This is a genomic window from Phycisphaerales bacterium (assembly GCA_035627955.1).
In the GTDB taxonomy this organism is placed as follows: domain Bacteria; phylum Planctomycetota; class Phycisphaerae; order Phycisphaerales; family UBA1924; genus JAEYTB01.
On the sequence record DASPKU010000006.1, the window covers coordinates 278,570 to 296,072 of the forward strand.

General features: G+C 67.3%; 15 protein-coding genes and 1 tRNA gene. 8 read left to right on the plus strand and 8 right to left on the minus strand.

Annotation, left to right across the window (positions count from 1 at the left end):
• The first annotated feature begins 59 nt into the window (after positions 1 to 59).
• Entirely contained in the window at positions 60 to 329 is a 270-nt protein-coding gene (locus tag VD997_05735) for a hypothetical protein (GenBank protein HYE61476.1), read from the plus strand.
• A 25-nt stretch (positions 330 to 354) separates the two neighbouring features.
• Here VD997_05735 and VD997_05740 read toward each other — a convergent pair whose 3' ends face one another.
• Together VD997_05740 and VD997_05745 are read right to left on the minus strand one after the other, a co-directional pair.
• Positions 355 to 1,716: a hypothetical protein gene (locus tag VD997_05740; protein HYE61477.1), complete on the minus strand. Its 1,362-nt coding sequence runs from the start codon at positions 1,714 to 1,716 to the stop codon at positions 355 to 357.
• A gap of 111 nt (positions 1,717 to 1,827) precedes the next feature.
• Positions 1,828 to 2,349, minus strand: a complete 522-nt coding sequence (locus VD997_05745; protein HYE61478.1) for a DUF1844 domain-containing protein — start codon at positions 2,347 to 2,349, stop codon at positions 1,828 to 1,830.
• Between the two features lie 111 nt (positions 2,350 to 2,460).
• On the opposite strand from VD997_05745, the gene VD997_05750 reads away from it, so the two are divergent.
• Complete coding sequence (locus VD997_05750) at positions 2,461 to 3,741, plus strand: peptidylprolyl isomerase (protein HYE61479.1); 1,281 nt, start codon at positions 2,461 to 2,463, stop codon at positions 3,739 to 3,741.
• Entirely contained in the window at positions 3,742 to 4,194 is a 453-nt protein-coding gene (locus VD997_05755) for a YraN family protein (protein ID HYE61480.1), read from the plus strand.
• Between the two features lie 3 nt (positions 4,195 to 4,197).
• Here the strand turns inward: VD997_05755 and VD997_05760 are convergent, their stop codons facing one another.
• Entirely contained in the window at positions 4,198 to 4,614 is a 417-nt protein-coding gene (locus VD997_05760; GenBank protein HYE61481.1) for an HIT family protein, read from the minus strand.
• Positions 4,615 to 4,643: 29 nt separating this feature from the next.
• Here VD997_05760 and VD997_05765 point away from each other — a divergent pair, with 29 nt between their 5' ends.
• The 3 genes from VD997_05765 (at position 4,644) to VD997_05775 (ending at position 7,351) form a co-directional block, all read left to right on the plus strand.
• Positions 4,644 to 4,931, plus strand: coding sequence for a type II toxin-antitoxin system ParD family antitoxin (locus VD997_05765; protein HYE61482.1), 288 nt, complete (start codon positions 4,644 to 4,646; stop codon positions 4,929 to 4,931).
• Between the two features lie 339 nt (positions 4,932 to 5,270).
• The gene (mutL, locus tag VD997_05770) at positions 5,271 to 7,193 is read left to right on the plus strand and encodes a DNA mismatch repair endonuclease MutL (GenBank protein HYE61483.1); all 1,923 of its coding nucleotides are present in this window, start codon (positions 5,271 to 5,273) and stop codon (positions 7,191 to 7,193) included.
• An 84-nt stretch (positions 7,194 to 7,277) separates the two neighbouring features.
• Positions 7,278 to 7,351, plus strand: a tRNA-Arg gene (locus tag VD997_05775).
• A gap of 352 nt (positions 7,352 to 7,703) precedes the next feature.
• On the opposite strand, the gene VD997_05780 is transcribed toward VD997_05775, so the two are convergent.
• From VD997_05780 to VD997_05800, 5 genes are all read right to left on the minus strand, one after another.
• The gene (locus VD997_05780; protein ID HYE61484.1) at positions 7,704 to 8,171 is read right to left on the minus strand and encodes a hypothetical protein; all 468 of its coding nucleotides are present in this window, start codon (positions 8,169 to 8,171) and stop codon (positions 7,704 to 7,706) included.
• Positions 8,172 to 8,779: 608 nt separating this feature from the next.
• The gene (locus VD997_05785; protein HYE61485.1) at positions 8,780 to 10,159 is read right to left on the minus strand and encodes a S8 family serine peptidase; all 1,380 of its coding nucleotides are present in this window, start codon (positions 10,157 to 10,159) and stop codon (positions 8,780 to 8,782) included.
• Complete coding sequence (locus tag VD997_05790; protein HYE61486.1) at positions 10,156 to 12,957, minus strand: CHAT domain-containing protein; 2,802 nt, start codon at positions 12,955 to 12,957, stop codon at positions 10,156 to 10,158. Before VD997_05790 ends, VD997_05785 begins: the two co-directional genes overlap by 4 nt.
• A complete protein-coding gene (locus VD997_05795) occupies positions 12,954 to 13,523 on the minus strand; it encodes a hypothetical protein (protein HYE61487.1) in 570 nt (189 codons plus the stop codon). The genes VD997_05790 and VD997_05795 overlap by 4 nt, the downstream gene beginning before the upstream one ends.
• A gap of 69 nt (positions 13,524 to 13,592) precedes the next feature.
• Positions 13,593 to 14,138 (minus strand): sigma-70 family RNA polymerase sigma factor, encoded by a 546-nt coding sequence (locus VD997_05800; protein HYE61488.1) that lies wholly within the window; start codon positions 14,136 to 14,138, stop codon positions 13,593 to 13,595.
• A 73-nt stretch (positions 14,139 to 14,211) separates the two neighbouring features.
• Between VD997_05800 and VD997_05805 the strand changes: the two genes are divergently transcribed.
• Positions 14,212 to 16,515 carry a hypothetical protein gene (locus VD997_05805; GenBank protein ID HYE61489.1) on the plus strand — a complete coding sequence of 768 codons (2,304 nt, stop codon included), beginning with the start codon at positions 14,212 to 14,214 and terminating at the stop codon, positions 16,513 to 16,515.
• The gene (locus VD997_05810) at positions 16,509 to 17,492 is read left to right on the plus strand and encodes a prepilin-type N-terminal cleavage/methylation domain-containing protein (GenBank protein ID HYE61490.1); all 984 of its coding nucleotides are present in this window, start codon (positions 16,509 to 16,511) and stop codon (positions 17,490 to 17,492) included. The genes VD997_05805 and VD997_05810 overlap by 7 nt, the downstream gene beginning before the upstream one ends.
• Positions 17,493 to 17,503 lie beyond the last annotated feature (11 nt).

Here is a 17,503-nt window from a genome sequence, read left to right on the forward strand (position 1 = left end):
GCCGCGACGGTAGCGGCCGCAACTTGAAGTGCCTGCCGGCCGCGGATCGATACAGAGGTATGCCGTTCATCGGGCCCACCTCAGGCGTGCCCGGCCCCGGCAATGTCGGGCGAGGGCTATTCCGTCCGCAGGGCGCGTCGGGCAAGCAGGTCAAGGCTAAGGACGAGGTGGTGACCGGCGCTGATTCGGTCGAACTCGATCGCGCGGTGCACGGCCTCAGCTCCAACGAGCAGGAAGATGCCCGCGAGGACCACCAGAAGGGCGGCTACACGCCGGACGGCAAGCCGACGAAGTCGGACCAGAAGCCGAGGCTCGACCTCGCCGGTTGAGCGGCCCGCGTCCGCATGACAAGCTTCAAGCGGCCTTCTTACGTGTGGTCGTGCCTGTCCGCGGCTTGCGCTTGGAGACGGGCTTCTTGGCTTTCGCAGGAGCGGCGGTCGTTTCATCGCTCGCGACACGGGCCTGCACCGGCGTGGCTACCGGCAACCCGAAGCTCTCTGCCCGGCGCACGCGCTCGAGCATGCGGAAGACCTCCATCAGCAATCGGCGGTCCTGGTCCCGCCCGATCAGCAGCGAGCTGAACCGCATGTCCTCCAACAGGTCGTCGCGGAAGTAGGGGACGCGGCTCGCCGGCATCGTTGAAACCAGCATGCAGATGCCCGCGGCCAGCCGCCCGATGGTCAGCGGCCCGGGATGGCCGTGCTCGAGCTCGGAGACGATGAAGGCCTCCTGTGTGGTCGCAGAGATGAGCTGGTTGTCGCGGAGCATGCGGTCGGCACGCTCCAGCGCGTCCAGGCCCGCCGAGTCCTCGGTCATGCTCACGCGCACCGCGGCCAGGCGGAGCATCGTCTGCGCTTCATCGCCACTCAGCCGCCCGCACACGTCCATTCCGCTGATGCGGGAGCGGTCGTCAGGCCAGTTGGGACTGGTGGCGAGGTGAGCGCCCAGCACGCGCGAGGCCGCGCGGCTTGCATCGCTCACGGGGGCGAAGGTGAGGTAGTACGAGAGGGCCTGGAGGGAGACGGAGAGCGTATCGATTTCACCCGGCGTGTCGCCCGAGCCCTGGAACGGGCGGCGCCCCTTGACACGGTCATCGTTGGTCAGGCGGGCCGGGTACCGTGAGAGCAGGGCGGCGGTATCGATCAGGGCGCGTACGAGGCGGGCGTCGTCGTTCGTGATGTCATTGAGCGTAACGCGGGCCGGGTCGAGGCGGGCGGGGAACGTCGCGGGGTAGCTGAGCGGGCAAGGGACCGACCAGTCGAACCACGCGGCGTCCAGGTCCGGGCTCTCGCAGACCTCGATCGAGAGCCCCTTGTCCGCGTGCCGACGCAGGACAGCATCCAGCACATGGTCGCGGCAGAGCGACGCGTCCGGCTCCTCGCTGTCGAGCGTCTCCCACTCAGTCACGAACAGACCCTGCGACTGCGTGAGGAACCGCGACCACGCGCCCGGCGACACGATGCCGATGCGCAGCGGGCGTGAAGGCCAGTTCGACTCGTCGATGCGGCTGGTCGACTGCCGGGCGCAGGTAGCGTCGTCGGTAGTCTGCACAAACGAGGCTAGTTCCGAGAACGCACGAACCGAGCGCCCGATCAGGGACATTACGCCGCGGGAGGCCCAGTTGGTCGGCCAGCGCGGCCCCGGGCTGGGCATGAGGTGCCCGCCGGAAAAGACGTTGGGTCCGGGGAGACCGCCGTTCTCGGGTGTGGGGCTCATGCGACCTTGGGATCGGACGCTCACACCCACCCGTTGAGCCGGACATACCCATATGAGGAACGGTCCGGCCGACCCTGCGACCCATGCCGTGCGTGCCGACTCGGTAAGGGTTTAGGGCTTGGGAGGCGGCACAATCCCGCCGGCGCCCCCCGGAGTCATGATCGATGGGCCACCGCCGCCGGCGCTCTTGATCCGCCCTTCCTGCACGGCCTTGGCGACCGCCTTGCTCATCTCGACGAAGTCCATCCGCAGCTGCGAGACGATCTTGGTCAGGAACTTCTGCTCCTGATCGCTCAGGTTGTTCTTCGTCTTCTCCTCGAGCACCGCCAGCATGTCGATGTGCAGCTTCGCGTACTCGAGCGACACCATGGCCTGCCCGGTCTGGGGGTCGGGGTAATAACCGAGGTACGACATCGCCTGCGTCGCCAGCAGCCCGACGAGGTCCTGGAACCCGACCTCCTGCGGCAGTTCGCCCTCGCCCTGACCGGCGGCCCCCCCGGCGGCGGCCCCCGGCCCGGGTGCGGCGGCCTTGGGAGCAGCGGCCGCGGCCTTCTGCGCGAGGCGCTCTTTCTCGGCCTGGGCCTGGCTCTTCCAGTCGGTGTCGATGATCAGTTTGGGTTCCTCGCCGGCCATGCGTGCTCCTTTCCCCGATGGTAGGGGGCGGGGGCAGGGCCGGTTCTCGGGCCCATCCAGCCGGTGAAGTGTGTACGCTGTGCCCGGCGCGGAGCGCCCAAGGGAATGAGCATGGGACGACACGGAGCGGTCTTGGTGGTGGCGGCGGGTCTGGCCGCGGCATTGGCTGGGTGCGGCGGCGGGTCCGGTTCGCCGACGGTGCGGGGTTCGCGCCCGCTCGCCCCCGCCGACTTCGCGGGTTCGGGGGAAGCGGTGGCCGTGCAGCCTCCGCCGCTGCAGCAGGCCAACTCCCCGGCCGCCGAACCTCAGCTGCCTGTCGTCACCGGTCCTGTCGCCGCCAGCGAGGGCGTCATGAACATTACCGCGCGGCCGGGGCCGCCCCGCTCGACGACACCGGTCAACGCAAGCGGCTCGCCCGTTCTCGTTGACGCCAAGATCGGCGACATTAACGGCAAGCCCGTGTTCGCCTCCCGCTTCCTCGCCACCCGCGCCGACCTGCTCCGCGCCCGCGCGGCAGAGCTGCGGCAGAAGGGCGGCCCGAACTGGAAGAACATTTGGCGGCAGGAGGTCGAGGCGGACTTCAAGACCGGCCTCAACTCGCTCATCAACGACGAACTGCTGCGGGCCGAGGCCATCGCCAACTTCACGCCCGAGCAGCGGGCCGGGTTCCTGAGGTTCATGGAGACGATCTCGGAAGACCTCGCGAGCAAGAACCGAGGCAGCATCACGGCCGCGTCGCAATCGCTCAAGGACCAGACGGTGCAGGAGTACCTCCGCGAAGCGGAGATCAAGCAGCTGGTCGGCTTCCAGCTGCAGAAGTCGGTGATCAACCGCGTGAACGTGAGCTGGCGCGATATCCGCCAGTGGTACGACACCCATCCCGAGCTCTACAACAAGCCGCCGAAGGCAAAGTTCCGGCTGGTGCAGATCTCGAACAGGAACCCCGATGCAATCGAGGCCTTCAAGCAGGCACTCGCCGAGGGCAAGCAGAAGTTCGAGGAGCTCGCCCGCAACCCCGCGAACGCCAACAAGCCCGAGGAGAGCGGCCTGGAGGAGAAGGAGCTCACCGGCGAGCGTTCCGCAATGGAGTTCTACGGCAACGCCGAGTTGAACAAGGCCGCGCAGACACTGGAGCCCGGTCAGACCGCGGGCCCCATTGCGTTCGGCTCCTACACCGCGTGGCTTCACCTGGAGGAGATCGTCAAGGAGAACCGCAGCCTCTACGACGAGCAGATCCGCATCGAGACCGGCCTCAAGGCGATCAAGATGCAGGCAGAGCACCAGAAGTACATGCAGCGGCTGCGTTCAAAGGCCACCGTCACGTCCGTGGACGAGATGGCCAAACGGCTGCTGGCGATCGCAGAAGAGCGCTACCTCCCGCGGGAGAACTGATTGACCGCCGCCGTCGCCAGCTCGCTGCGTCGGCTGCTCCGAGCGGTGGGCCTGGTGCGGGTCAGGGCGGGCGAGGCCACCACGCGGGAGCTCGGCACGATGGGGGAGCGTGCCGCGGCGGCGCACCTGCGCGGGCTGGGATTCGTGGTGCTGGGCCGCAATCTCAAGGTGCCGATGGGCGAAGCCGACCTGCTCTGCCGCGAGGGCGAGACGGTCGTGGTGGTGGAGGTTAAAACGCGACTGCGCCGGGAGGGCGCGCCCGAGCTCTCGAACCTGGTCGCCCCCGAAGCCAGCGTGACCGCGAAGAAGCGCCGCAAGCTGCTCACAATTGCGAAGCACCTGAAGCGGGCGAACCGCTGGCCGCGAGTGCGCATCGACGTGGTCGGAGTCGAGTATGACGCTGCAGGAGGCGAGCCCGTGATCCGGCACCACCCGGGCGTTGCGTGGGTTTGAGGGTCAGAGCGCCGCGGCGATGCTCTTCGCGAGGGCCGCGCCCTCGCTGCCCTCGAGCTTATAGGGCTCCCAGTCGATTGTCAGCCCACTGCGGTCCGGCTCATCGAACCGCGGGATGATGTGAAAGTGCACGTGCGGAACCGCCTGGTGCGCCAGCGTGCCGTTGTTCTGCAGGATGTTGTACGCCGTCGCCCCTGTCGCCTTCATCACGGCCCGGCACAGGCGTGGCATGACACGACCCAGCGCGGCCGCGGCCTCGTCGCCGAGCTGATCAAGCGTGACCTTCTCCTCCTTGGGCACCACCAGCGTGTGCCCGCGCGAGAGCGGGTTGATGTCGAGGAACGCGTACACCAGGTCGTCCTCGTACACCTTGTGAGAGGGGATCTCGCCCTTGATGATGCGGGTGAAGATGGTGGGCATATTCAGCAGTGTACCGCTAGAATCCGGGCATGGACCGCGAGCCGCAGCAGGACATTTCCGTCAATGACGAAGGCGCAGAGTTCATCCGCCAGGAACTTGAGGCGGGACGGTTCGACTCGGCGAGCGACGTGGTCAACGAGGCTCTTCGCAAAATGCGACGGCTGGAGGACTATCGCCGCTGGCTGCAGGCCCGCCTTGCTGAGTCTGAGAAGGACATCGCAGCGGGGCGGGTTTTCGCGTTCGAGGATGTGATGGATGAGCTTGACGAGCTCGACAAGCGCGAGCAGTCTGAACTTCGCCAACGGCGGCGGGCCTAGCGTTGGCCCGGCTCGAGATCAGCGCGGCCGCGAAGGCCGATCTCGCGGCAGTGCGTGCGTACCTCTCACAGTAGAGTGAGGAAGCATGGCCCATCGTTTCGGCGGCTCTCAGGGCAGCGATGCGACGGCTCCGAGAACACCCGGGCCTCGGTCACACGCGCGAAGACCTCGTTGATCTGAAGTACCTGTTCTATCCCGTTTTCAAGTATCAGGTTGTCTACAGCGTCAGGGGCGAATCGATCATCATCGAGGCGGTGCTGCACGGTGCGAGAGACCTGCCGAGGGCCCTCGGCCAGGGGTGACGCGTCTCGCCTCATTTCGACGCGGTAGACTCTAGCCGTGCCCCAGGTCATCACCCCCAACCGCATCCGCACGCTGCCCACGCTCGTGGCGAATCAGATCGCCGCGGGCGAGGTGGTGGAGCGCCCGGCCTCGGTGGTGAAGGAGTGTGTCGAGAACTCGATCGACGCCGGCGCTACCCGCATCACCGTCGATCTCGAGCAGGGCGGCATCGAGCTGGTCCGCATCACCGATGACGGTTCAGGGATTGCCGAGGCCGACCTGCCCATGGCCATCGCCCCGCACGCCACCTCCAAGATCGTCAGCGCCCAGGACCTCGAGCGTGTCGCGACACTGGGCTTCCGCGGCGAGGCGTTGGCCTCGATCGCCAGCGTCGCGCGCCTTTCGATCCGATCGCGCACGGCCGACCAGACCGGCGCCTTCGTCATCGAGGTCGATTGGGACCGCCACAACGTGAGCGGCAGCGACGGCGTCAAGCCTGCAGCGGGCCCGATCGGCACCTGCATCACCGTCCGCAACCTGTTCTACAACACCCCCGCGCGGCGCAAGTTCCTCCGCACCGTCGGCACGGAGCAGGAGCGCTGCCTCGACGTCATGCGCCAGCTCGCGATGGCGCACCCCGCCATCGGCTTCCGCGCCACTTGCGATGGTCGGGTAGTGATGGACCTGCCGCCCGGCCAGTCCCCCCGCGATCGCGTCCTGGGGGTGCTCGGCGGCGAGCTCGAGGACCAGCTGCTGGAGGTCAACGCCGACGAGTTCGACGACAGCCGCGGCGTATCGCTCTGGGGCCTGGTCGGCCTTCCCGGCATCGCCCGCGGCACCAACAAGCACCAGTACGTCTTCGTCAACGGCCGCTGCGTCAAGGACCGCACGATCCAGCACGCGATTGCCGAGGCCTACCGCGGGCTGATCGACCCCTCGCGCTACCCCACGGCCGTGCTGATGCTCGAGCTCTCGCCCGCGGGCGTCGACGTTAACGTGCACCCCGCGAAGGCGGAGGTGCGGTTCCGCGACGGGTCACTGGTGCACTCGGTGGTGCTGCGATCGGTACGCGAGGCGCTGCGGGCCGCGGACCTGACGCCATCAATCGCCCCGGCGTTCCGGCCGGTGGTGGGGGACGTGGCCCTGCCCGGCAGCGGGATGCTGACGCCACCGCCGGCGCAGGAGCCGCCGTCGCTCTCGCGTTTCGTCGAGTACTTCAAAGCACCGCAACCGGACGGTGTTTCGCAGCCGCTGAACTACACCGCGATGCGCGAGACGCTCAGCGAACCGCGATCTGCTGCCCCCACGAATCATGCGGGCGCCTCGCCTGTGGCGCAGGAGATTGTGCGGGCTGAAAGCCCGCCCCCCCGGTTTGAAGTGAAGCCCGTTGACCGCGTGCTGCAGGTCCACAACAGCTTCCTGGTGACGCAGGACGAGCAGGGCGTCGTCATCATCGACCAGCACGCCCTGCACGAGCGCGTGATGTTCGAGTACCTGCTCGCCCGCGTGTGGGCGGGCGGCCTCGAGAGCCAGCAGCTGCTCGCGCCGGCGGTGGTGCAGGTCGCCACCGCGCAGCTCGACCGCCTCGCCGACCTCACGCCGCTGCTGGAGAAGATCGGCATCAGCGTCTCGCCGCTGGGCAAGACCAGCGTGGGCGTGAACGCGTTCCCGAGTTTCCTTTTCGACCGCGGTGTCGACCCCATCGAGTTCATGCAGGAGCTGCTCGAAAAGGCCGAGACCGGCGCGCTGCGCGGGGCCGGCGTCGGCAAGGACGAGGGCGAGGCCGCACTCCGAGAGGTCCTCGACATGATGGCGTGCAAGGCCGCGGTGAAAGCCGGCGACCGCATGAGCGAACTCGAGCTCGCCGAGCTCGTCAAGCTCCGCGGCGAGGTGGAGCGCAGCAGCAACTGCCCCCACGGCCGCCCCACCAGCATCCGCCTCACGATCAAGGAACTCGAGAAGCTCTTCGGCAGAACGTGAGCGGGCTTTGGCAGACCCGTGCGGGCCCGGGCAAGCGCGGCCTCATCCCGGCCCAGCTGGGCACGCACCTACCATCACCCCGTCGTCCCGGTAGCTCAGCTGGATAGAGCAGCGGTCTTCTAAATCGCAGGTCGTGCGTTCGAGTCGCACCCGGGACGCTTTCGCTTTTGATCGCGCCAGGGTGCGCAACGTCGCACGATCCCGTGAAACGCAAGGGTTTATGGTCGCTGGTGGGCGCGTTGCCGACGGCCTGATCCTTGCGCCACGCCGCGCCCTCTTGCCTCGAATCGCGCCCAGAGTGCGGGCCTTGGTGCGGGGGTGTGACTGCGGACGCATCGGGCCGATGGTTGTCGGTTCCTGTTGCACGCATCCGCTCTGCTTCGCCTGTAGGACCCTTGCTGGTGGCGGGGAGTGCATCGAGGGCGGAGGTGAGGTCGTGCAGCCGCGTGTGGGTGTAGGTCCCAATCGTGAGCGCAGGAGTGCTGTGACGTGCCAGCTCTTGGGCCACCTTCACTGAGGCGCCCGACTGCACCAGCCGCGTGACGTACCCGTGCCGAAGGCTGTGGAAGTCGGCGTAGCGGCCGCAGAATCGGCGTAGCACAGGAAATCCGACCTTTCCCGCCGATCACGTTCTCCGGGCGTAGCAGCCTCCTGGAGCCAGATGGCGCGGGCCGTCTCGAGGTCTGCCCTGAGGACCGCCGCGGCCTTGTCCTGGGGGAGTGGGCAGACTGGCTCCCCCGTCGGCTTGTTCGCCAGCCATGGGGCCAGCGCATCCGCGAGGTCCTTGCGGATGGGTTGCACATCCCGCCGCTTGCGTTTGGAGTACCCCGCCTCCACCGTAACCGTGGGCGGATCGCCAGCGAGGTCGAAGGACTCCGGGGTAAGGCTGGCGACCTCGCCCGCACGGAAGCCGGTGCCTGCGGCGATCAGGCACGCCCACCTGCGATCAGGGCAAGTGACCCTCACGGTCGATGTCATCACTGGCTCCCCCGGTGCTGTGCGGTGGCGCCTGGGCACGGACACATGATCGGACGCCGCGGCTACGGCGACCACGCGATCGAGCTCTTCGGCGCTGAGGTCACGCCGCACGCGCCGACGGTCTGTCTGAATGCGCAGGCCGGAAGCCTGAAGGTTGAGAAGGGGGTCTACCGCCGTCCGCTTGTCCCTCGCCAGCCACCGCCCGAAGCCCTTCGCGGTCCGGATGTAGTGGTGCCGTGTTTGCAGTGACAGACCGGCTTTGCTCACAACCCCGGGGGTGCTCAGCTCCTGGATGGCGCTCATTATGAGGGAGGGCTGGAGGTCCGCAATCCTGGTCACCTTGGCACGATCGAGGATCTTGGTGAGCCTCGTCTCGGCTTCCTCGTGAGCAAAGGGACCGCCGAACGCACCGCGGACCATCTGCGGGCGGTCTGCGACACCAGCTGACGCTGCGGAACGAGCACGCCCCGCGCATCCTCGACTGCAGGCTAGGCAGGTAGCGGCGCATTGTGACGTGATGTAGACGGGCCGCGCACTGGGGGGGCAGCCGCGGCCCGTCAAATGAAGGTCAGGGTTCGTCCTCGTCGCCAGGCCAGGCGGTCACTCGCTCAGCAGTTGCCCCCGCCCAGGACCCGGAAGAAGCTCTCGATATCCTGGTCCGTCCCGGAATCCCCGTCTGCGTTGAAGTCGCTGCCACCACTGAAGCAGCTAGCGCAGCAGCTCCCGCCGATGCAGGCGAAGAACGCCTCGATGTCCTGATCGGTGCCCGAGTCCCCGTCGCCATTGAAGTCGGCGGTTCCGCAGCCTCGGGGGTATGCGGCGGCAGCGTCGAGTCGCCCGGCGCCGAGCTGGCCTACGTAGTCTGGGTTGAGGAGTGTGAGGTCGGCGGCGGTTTGCAGGATGCGGGACGGGTTGATTTTGGGAGTGCCGTTCTCAAGTGTGCCACCCGCCGCTAGAACACCACTGACCCACGCGGCGGCGAAGCTCGTGCCGCTCGCGTAGGCGTAAAGATCACCGGGCAGGGTGCCGATCACGTTCACGCCGGGGGCAGAAACATCGACCCAGGTCCCGTAGTTGCTGAAGCCAGCCTTGTAGTCGGAAAGGTCCGTTGCAGCGACGGCAAGGACACCAGGTGAAGCGGCGGGGTATTGCGGTTGAGCCGAGCCGCCGTTGCCAGCGGCCGCGATGATCGCGATGCCGCGGTTGCTGGCGTATGTGACAGCATCCCCAACGACAGTTGAGGGGACGGGAGCCGCAAAGGAGAGGTTGATGATGTCGGCTCCCGCATCAGCGGCGAAGTAGATCCCGCCCGCGACGGAGAAGGTTGTGCCAATGCCATCGCTGTTGAGGACTTTGACCGGGATCACCGCCGCATTGGGCGCCAGCAGGCCCGCGACTCCAGTCACAAACGTCCCATGGCCTGTGAGCTCGTCCACCAGACCGTCGGAGTCATCATCGACACCGTTGCCCACATCGCCCGCATTGATGGTCGATTCGATGAAGTTGTACCCGGGAAGCATCTGGTTGCTGATCCCGGTGTGGGTACTGACGCCTGTGTCCAGCACGGCGAGGCGAACGCCCCCGCCGGTGGCGGCGGGCGACATCCCCGGCGCATTGATTCGTTCGTGCGACGGCTGAGTCGGGAACAACTGCGGAAAGGCGTAAACGAAGAAGCTCTGGGTTGTTCCTTCGGGCGACGTGATGAACCTGTTCTGCTCGGCCGCCGACACACGCGGGTCGTTCTGGAGCTGGGCCCGCATGGCCTGGGTATTTGCCGGCGAGTAGTTCTGTGGCGCCTGCAGGACATAAAGCTTCTTGGCTGGGTAGCTCGCGATCACCTGGGCGCCGAATGGCTGCGCTAGCGCCTCCGGACTCGCATCGCCTTGGAGGCGAATGACGACCTGCCTGGGCACGTCCGTGCCCGCGGTCTGAGCCAGTGCCGGCGAGACCAGGAGCGCGAAGAGGCAGAAGGATGATGCGTGCTTCATGGTGTGCCTACGCAGATGAATGGCGCCCACGCGGCGGGGTGCCGCTCAACCCTGAACTCCCGAACGACCTTTGCGAGCGCCTCGGCCGGGCTGATCTGCTCCTGAGAATACAGGGTTGAGGCCAGAAGGGCCATCATTTCGGTGGTGGTCTGGTCGTGCACAGGCCAAAGGCTGATAACTGCGGTCTTTGCCCCACCCACCAACACCCCCCGAACGAGGCCGTAGCTCTCGTTAGCAGCATCAGTATCGGTCTGTCCTGTCCCACATCCGGAGAGCACGACGGCTGCGCCCGCAAGATCCATGGCCTGGAAGTCGCGCGCCGTCAGCCATCCGTCCGAGAGCTGGATGCCGGAGGCAAGCGGGTCAACGGCGTTGAACCGGGCGTGCCCGGCAATGTGCACGAATCCCGCCCCCTGCATGCCTCTCCGGACTTCGGCGCAGGTTGCTCGCGCCCCTGTGAGGAGAGTGCTGCCGGGCACCGCTCGATGGACCGCAACGGCTTCGGCTTCGATCTGGGGAGCGAGTTCGTCCCCTACTCCGACCACCAGGGAGGGGCCGCCTCTGGCCCGGGGAGTTCGTGCTCGCATCGCTGGCAGAATGCCGGCGCTGGGCACCTGAAGCACGGGCCGATCCAGCAAAGCCCCGAATGGGACCGCATGGAGGTAACCGTGGGGCACGACGATGGCGGACGAGTTGTTCGCAATCACCCTCGCGAGAGGAGCGATGAGCAGTGCGTGCAGGTCAGCCAAGGCCCCCCGACCATCATCGATGAGTCGGGGGCTCAGGCCACCAAAAGCGAGTCTGGGAATCGCCCGCTGCACTTGGAACTGGAGGCGCGACACCGCCTCGCGCGCGAGCGCTGCATCGCACAGCCCCCTCCTGACACAGAGGCTGCCTTGATGAGCCACGAACGCGGAGATGCTCGGGCCATCCTCAAAGTACTCGAGCAGCTGCCACCCGGGCGGGAGCTGCTCGAGCACGTCGGCAGCCTCAGGCGCTCGTGACAGCAGGTCCGCGTACCTGGGGTTCGAAGCGAGCCGCACCTCGAGCGACCGCAACTGTGCCTCAACATGAGCAACGGAGGCCCGCCATTCGGTGAGCGCAGCATCGGAGACGAGCATTGCACTCTGACCATGCATCTTTGAATACAACGCGTTCAGGTCACCAATGAGCTGGTCGCGCTCTGCGCAGGTCCGGTCGGCGGCATCGAGCCCTCCGTTAGTGGCACGGTCCTCGTGCGCTGAGCCGAGGAGATCCAGGAGTGATCGGCTGCGACTCCGTTGCAGAAAGTTGTAAGCCTCCGCAGCATTCGACGCACTCTCATCCAAAAGCAGCCGGATCAGCTCCGAAAAAGCTGATACTCGCGCGGAAAGAAATGCGCCACGAAACAGTCCGCTGTGCAGCGTCGCCCGGGTCTTCTCCAGCACCGCGGTTGCTTCGCGGAGGTCTTTGATCGCGTCCGCCCGGTTCCCCTGAGCAAGATTCGCACGTGCGCGGGCCTTGTGAGCCGCGACAATGAGGGGCGGGATGGCGAGGTTCCTACCGGTCTCAAGAGCGAGGGCTGCGGTCGATGCCGCTGCCGCGAAGTTCCCCTGCTGGATCTCGGCGTCCGCCTGCAGCACCTGCAGCCCCGCCTTATGCGCCGGTCGGTCCGCGACGAGGGGAAGCGCTCGACGGAGCAGGGCTGATGCTCGTGCGCCACCGCCGCGATGGATCGCAATCTCCGCCTGTGCCGCGAGCGCGTGGGCCTCGCCAACGGGATTGCGGAGCTGCCGGAAGGCGAGCGCCGCAGCGTCAAGGTACGGCACCGCCTCGTTAACCCGTCCCATTGCAATAAACGCACGCCCAAGGCCGACCCGCGCCCGGGCGGCCTCGCGGGGTAGTTGGTGCTTCTCGAGCTCGTCAATCGCCCTCTGGTAGTGCTCCACAGCCTCCGCGTGCATCCCGGAGTTGAGCATGGCTTCGGCCTGCTCGGCCCCGAGCCTTGCGATGTCACCTGGAGCGTCGCTCCCGAAGGCGGCGCGGGCGAGATCAAAGTGTGTGAGGGCTGCCTGGAGCTCGCCGCGCCGGGAGTGGTAGTCCGCCAGGTTTCCTTCAACGATCGCCGCCGCCCGCGAGGCCCCAGCTGCCCGGAAGTAGGCGAGCGCCGTTTGGAATGCGGCCGCGGCCGGCTCGAAGCGGTTGAGGTCGAGCAGCGCTTCAGCGGCATTGTTCTCCAGCTGTGCTGCGAGCATCGCGTGCGGGGAGACGTGCGGGCGAGCCCGGTCGAAGTGCTCGATCGCCTCCGCAGGATGGTCACGCATCCTGGCAACCACACCGAGGTTGATGTCCGCGCGGGCGGCCAGGAGGGCTTCCCCGGCATCGGCGAAGATCGCGTGCGCCTGCCGGCCCACGGTGGCCGCCTCCTCCAACCGCCCCAGGCGCGCCAGGGCGTGCAGCGTGGTCATCCGGGCCAGCGCCGCCTCCACCGGGTGCGAGCCGGCATCAGCACACATGACAGCCTGGTTCAACGCAACAAGGGCGTCTTCAAACTGGTTGGCGTACGCGAGCACCTGCGCTCGTGCACGCCTGGCACGGGCCTTGGGATAAGGCAGATCGAGCGCATCGGCCGCGCCCACAAGCCTTAATGTGAGATCGAGTGCGCGGGCCAGGTCCTGCACGCCCACGGACTCGACCTGGTCAGCAATCAGAGAAAACTCGTGGACGGCATTCTGCCCCAGGATAGCGCGCGCAAACTCCTCGGGCGGCGACACCGCCAGCAACTGCACCCACTGCGTGCCCCCAGAAGTCTGTGTCATCCCACATGTATATCCGGCGCGACCACCCACTCAGCCCCGACCAGCGCCATGAGGTCGTAGGTGCCGGGCTGACAATCGAGCGAGAAAATGCCCCCTGGACCCGGCTCGATGACTTCGAGGACCGTCCCGTCCGCCTTGGCGGTGAGCACAATGGCAACAACCGGGTTAGTTCCTGCAGGGTCAACTTGCCCCCGGATCGTGAACCCGTCACCGGCAGGGACAACCTTCACGTCAATCTCGGCGCTCGCCGAGGTGTAAGCCCTGTGTTCCAGGGAGGCCCGGCCGCGGAACCCTTGCAGAACAGGAGCACCGGGGGGCGTGAGGAGCCTGGCGATCACCCGGCTGGTGCGGGACAGCAAGTCACGAATTGTTGTGGTGGACGCGAGAAGACGCTCCGACTCGGCGGCCATGCCGGGCTCCGGGTCGGGGCAAAGTCGGCAGATCTCGTCGATGTACTGGGCGAGCCCGGCCGGAGTCTTCTGGGGAACCGGCGTAGCGCCGGGCCCCTGCAACGGACGCTCAAGAAGCTCCGCGATGTGCTGTTCAAGCTCAAGTTCCGGCGCCATGCGTTCTCCCCCGGCGAGTCCGCCGTGTCTCGTCCAAAGGAGTCAAGCTCGGGGCTTCGTGATACACGGTCACGGTCTTTTCTCGCCGAGGGTCGGGTCGAGGATCATCAGGAGTTTGGCCAGGCAGCGGTTGCGCGTTGGGCCGATACTCCCGACCGGGATGCCCAGCCGTTGCGAGATCTCGTCATAGGAGACGGGCTGCCGCGCTAGATAGAGCGCTTTCAGTAACTGCTCGCACCTGCCGCCCAGCGTGTCCAGAGCGCCACGGATTTTTGCCTGGAGTTCGGCGCGTTCGACCAGCTCGTCGGCAGCTCCATCTGTGGGCATTCCCGCCGGGGCCGCGCTCTCCCATCGGTGGTGGCGAGTCCACTTCCAGCACTCCCGTGTCGCCGTCGTGACCAGCCACTTGGACAGTGCCTGAGCGTCCCTCAGCGTGTGCAGGTTGCGCACCAGCGCGAGAAAGGTGGATTGGAACACATCATCGCAGCCCTCCGGCGGAAGTCCCTGGGAATGAGGAACGAAGTAGACCAGGCGCCGGTAACGCCCAACCAGCGCGGCCCATGCCCGCTCGTTCCCTTGAGTTGCCGCCTGAATGAGGGCCTGGTCGGAGTCCAATCGCTCAAGCATATTGGCCAATCGGTGTATCAGGACGGGGCGAGGCGTCTCCTGTGGATGAACGGGAGGGCTTATGCGCGTTTCGCTTTGGTCCGGGGTCTGGTGTGCGTTGGGCCTGGTGGTGGGGCTCGGGGCAGGGGAACGCAGCGCCTCCGCGCAGTGCGACTGGGTCAACCGCACGCCCGGGCCGGGCGGGCGGGTGTACCACGCCATGGCCTTCGATACTGCCCGCGGGGTCGCAGTCACCTTCGGGGGTGACGACTCCGGCGGCTACAACAGCCAGACCTGGGAGTGGAATGGGTCGGCGTGGAATCTGCGGGGAACGAGCGGGTTCGGTGGCCTGACCGGGCGAGATGCGCACGGGATTGCGTACGACGCTGCCCGGGGCGTGACGGTCCTCTATGGCGGGTTCAACGGCTTCACCTACACGAACCAGACCTGGGAGTGGAACGGGGGGGGGCCGGGCTCGTGGACGATGCGGGGCGGGGCCTCGCCGATCGCGCGGGGGTCGCCCGCGATCGCCTACGACAGTGCGCGGAACCAAGTCGTGATGTTCGGCGGCTACACCTTGTTCAGCCTGGCGGGCGACACCTGGGTACTGGGCGCGAACGGGTGGACGGCGCGCGCCGGCGGGGGCCCCTCCGGGCGGGGAGCGGCAGCGATGGCGTTTGATTCCGCGCGCGGAGTGATGGTCCTGTTCGGCGGCGACACGGGCGTGGTCAACGGCGAAACATGGGAGTGGAATGGGACATCGTGGACCCAGCGTCAGGTGTCCGGCCCAGCGCCTAGGTGCTTCCACGCGATGGCGTACGACGCCGCGCGGGGCGTGACGGTGCTCTTCGGCGGATACCTCGCGGGGAACTACAGCGGCGAGACGTGGGAGTGGAACGGGACGAGCTGGACCCTGCGGTCGAGCGGCGGGCCCTCACCCCGGGGCGGGCCCGCGATGGTGTACGACAACGTGCGGCAGCAGTGCGTGCTGTACGGCGGCGAGGACGGTGCTTACAGCGCACAGACCTGGGGCTGGAACGGCACAGCGTGGACGCTGCTGAGCGGCCCCGCGCAGCCTGCACGGGCGTACACCGCAATGGCGTACGACGCCGCGCGGAACGAGACCATCATGTTCGGCGGTGACACGGCTCAAGGGCCGAGCGCCGCGACGCTGGCGTGGAACCCCGGCGCGGGCGTCTGGACGGCGAAGCCCGTGACGGGGCCGAGCGCACGGTCGGGGCATGCAATGGCGTACGAGGATGGACGCTCGCAGCTCGTCCTGTTTGGCGGCGCCGCCGGCACGACGGAGTTCGGAGACACCTGGGCGTGGAATGGAGCTGGCTGGGTTCTTCGCATCTCCGCCGGTCCATCGGCGAGGCACGGGACTGCGCTGGCCCATGATGAGGGGCGCGGAGTGACGGTGCTGTTCGGTGGTATCACCGGGAATAACAGCCTTCACGCGGACACCTGGGAGTGGAACGGTTCCGCGTGGGCGCAACGGGCCGTCAGCGGACCCACGGCCCGGCACCGGCACGCCATGGCCTATGACCGTCACCGCGGGGTGACGGTGCTGTTCGGCGGCGAGACCGCAGGGGGCGCCGGCGGTTCAGCAAGCGGTGAGACCTGGGAGTGGAATGGCAACACCTGGTCCCTAGTGTCCTCCAGCGGTCCTTCCGCGCGGTCGGGTGGAACGCTGGTCTATGACGAGCTGGCAGGGGCGGTGCTGCTGTACGGCGGTGTAGACATCAACGGGTACCCGGCGCCGACATGGCAGTGGGACGGCGCGAACTGGTCCATCAGGAGCAGCAACGGACCGGGCGGGCGCGATGCGCCGGCAATGGCGTACGACCGTATCCGCGGCGTCGTCGTGATGTCAGGCGGGTTCGATGCGAGCTACGCGAGCGACACCTGGGAGCTCCGCTCGGGGCGGCCGGCCGTTCAGTCGCTGGCGGGCGCCGTTTCGCTCACGCCGGGCCAGCCACTGGTGCTCACGGTGGAGGCGTCCGGCGCGGAGGCGTTCCAGTGGCGTCGTGCGGGGGTGTCGCTGAGCAATGGGGGGCGCGTGAGCGGCGCGACGACGGCGTCCCTCGTCATCAGCCCGGCGGAGGAGGGTGATGCGGGAACGTACGATGTTGTTCTCTCCAACGCGTGCGGGAGCACCACCTCTGGCGAAGTGGTCGTGAGCATGGGGCAGCCCGGGTGCACGGCCGACTTCAACGGCGATGGTGACACGGGCACGGACCAGGATATCGAGGCCTTCTTCGCGTGCATCGGTGGAACGTGCTGCGCCACTTGCGGCCCCGCTGACTTCAACATGGACGGCGATACGGGGACCGATCAGGACATCGAGAGCTTCTTCAGGGTGCTCGGGGGCGGCCCATGCTGATTTACCGCGGCAGAGCCAGCCGCAGGGCCACCGGGTTCACGCTGATTGAGCTGCTGGTGGTCATTGGTGTGATCGCCCTGCTCGTCGGCCTCCTGCTCCCGGTGCTTTCGGGCGCGAGGGCGGCGGCACGGACGGTGAAGTGCGGGGTCAAGCTCCAGTCCCTCTCGGCGCTCACCGCCTCTTTTGCGCTAGACCGCAAGGAGCAGGCGCCGATCGCCGGCCGGCTCTGGCAGCACTCCCGGGCCCAGTTCACCCGCGCCGGTCTGCCGTCCAACCTCATGTTCTACTTCGAGTCTGGTCCCGGGAGTGCCGAACGGCCCTTCCCGTTCTTCGCCTCGCTGGCGGCCCACTCGGGCGTGCCTTTTGACACCTCCTCGAAAGCCGCCATGCGGGTGAAGCTCGGGTTTCCCGGCGAGGACCCCGATGCCTCCGGAGACTTCACCTCCCTCACCCGCTGCCCCGACGACAGCACGTTCGACCAGCAGCAGCTCAAGCACCTGGGCAACACGCTCCTGCCGGAGGACCTCACCTGGACCGTCGCGAACGGGCTGGGTGAGATGACCTCGTACATGCTGAACGAGTGGGCCCTCGGGGAGTCGTACACCTCGAGCACGCGACTTTTCGGGAAGCTCTACAAGGGCAAGTTCCCGTCCATGACCGCTTATGTGGCGGACGGCGAGCCGCGGGTCTTTGAGCCGCCGGCGGACATCAACTACGCCCTGTTCTACGACGAAGAAACTATGCCCGGCTACACGTTCGCGCACTACAACGCGTGGTACAGGCTCTACATGCCCGAGGAGCAGTTCGTCGGCGGCGTCTTCTATCAGTTCGGCGCACCGGTCGATTACACCGCCGGCTTTGTGCGCGGCGGGATGCGGCACAAGGGGGCGACCAACGTGACGTTCCTGGACGGACACGTCGCGACCGTGCCGCTCACCGAGGCGGCACTCGAAGGGGTGTACATCAGTGAGCCCTGAACGCGGGTCAT

Coding starts and splice junctions, on each gene's coding strand:
- VD997_05735 (HYE61476.1), top strand. CDS start 60: ATGCCGTTCATCGGGCCCACCTCAGGCGTGCCCGGCCCCGGCAATGTC.
- VD997_05740 (HYE61477.1), bottom strand. CDS start 1,716: ATGAGCCCCACACCCGAGAACGGCGGTCTCCCCGGACCCAACGTCTTT.
- VD997_05745 (HYE61478.1), bottom strand. CDS start 2,349: ATGGCCGGCGAGGAACCCAAACTGATCATCGACACCGACTGGAAGAGC.
- VD997_05750 (HYE61479.1), top strand. CDS start 2,461: ATGGGACGACACGGAGCGGTCTTGGTGGTGGCGGCGGGTCTGGCCGCG.
- VD997_05760 (HYE61481.1), bottom strand. CDS start 4,614: ATGCCCACCATCTTCACCCGCATCATCAAGGGCGAGATCCCCTCTCAC.
- VD997_05765 (HYE61482.1), top strand. CDS start 4,644: ATGGACCGCGAGCCGCAGCAGGACATTTCCGTCAATGACGAAGGCGCA.
- VD997_05780 (HYE61484.1), bottom strand. CDS start 8,171: ATGACATCGACCGTGAGGGTCACTTGCCCTGATCGCAGGTGGGCGTGC.
- VD997_05785 (HYE61485.1), bottom strand. CDS start 10,159: ATGAAGCACGCATCATCCTTCTGCCTCTTCGCGCTCCTGGTCTCGCCG.
- VD997_05790 (HYE61486.1), bottom strand. CDS start 12,957: ATGACACAGACTTCTGGGGGCACGCAGTGGGTGCAGTTGCTGGCGGTG.
- VD997_05795 (HYE61487.1), bottom strand. CDS start 13,523: ATGGCGCCGGAACTTGAGCTTGAACAGCACATCGCGGAGCTTCTTGAG.
- VD997_05805 (HYE61489.1), top strand. CDS start 14,212: ATGCGCGTTTCGCTTTGGTCCGGGGTCTGGTGTGCGTTGGGCCTGGTG.
- VD997_05810 (HYE61490.1), top strand. CDS start 16,509: ATGCTGATTTACCGCGGCAGAGCCAGCCGCAGGGCCACCGGGTTCACG.